This is a genomic window from Vibrio sp. 03_296 (genome assembly GCF_002265885.1).
The window spans coordinates 1-949 of record NZ_NPKW01000711.1; the positions used below are offsets into that span (position 1 = coordinate 1).

Genomic DNA, 949 nt, shown 5'->3' on the forward strand with positions numbered 1-949 from the left:
CGCCAAGTGCACATCGTGAGGCAGCATGGGCAGTGCTTGTATCAGCCACTGATGACCTTTCACCGGTTCCAACCTTCCTGCGCAGCCGACAATGCGCTTGTCCAACGGCCAGATCTAATTGCTTACGAGCCTCAGTTTATCCGCAGGGCAAAGTAATCACAATCAATGCCGTTTTAATGGTTAATGATGTTTCACGATGCAGATGTTGTTCAATGCTCTGTTTTACTTCGGTTGCATCGGCCACCAAGATGGGTTGCTACCAGTTTTAACGCCAATGTTTGCAATAACGCGTTTTTAGTCTGGGTAAGGTGCCAACCGTCATGTTCAGTATGAATGCGGCAAGCAACACCGCTTAAACGAGCCGCAAGCCCTCCGTACAGTAACGGACCAATATGATGGGTATGAACCACATCGGGTGAAAACTGGCGAAACAGCTTAACGAGATAGCGAATGGTCTGAACGCGGATACCCGCCCCTTTGTCGAAGAAAGACGCATTGGCGAGCGTATTTGCGCAGTTTAGGCCAGTGCAATACCGCATCTTGTTTAGTGCCCTCTAGGCTAATGATGTAGACATCGTGATCCGTCGAGCAGACGTTCATCATGTCCAGAACGAGCGTTTCTAAGCCGCCGGGAGCGAGATGTTGAACAACATGAAAAATGGTTTTTCTCGGCTTGTCTTTGTTCATGGCTATCCCACTTTCAACTGATTGACGTAAAGCATTGCGGAGTGCTTCAGGGATTTTGCAGGTTATGTGCCAATCATTTAGTTGAATTAAAACATGAGGTTATAATTTTTCTTTGTGTCGTTCTCATATTGAGAATCGCTTTGACGAGACGATAAAAATGCCCGCCGAAGCGGATGCTGTGGTGGGMGAGGTGTGATATTCAGTGGGATCAGTTACGCGGGGCACGAATACGAGGAATCACCGTTAAAACGGGCACATTGAT

1 protein-coding gene is annotated in these 949 nt (G+C 47.8%); it reads right to left on the minus strand.

Going from position 1 to position 949, the window contains the following annotated elements; all coding sequences use genetic code 11:
- Nucleotides 1-209: 209 nt before the first annotated feature.
- Complete coding sequence (locus CIK04_RS34360; RefSeq protein WP_325205897.1) at nt 210-539, minus strand: glycosyltransferase; 330 nt, start codon at nt 537-539, stop codon at nt 210-212.
- Nucleotides 540-949 lie beyond the last annotated feature (410 nt).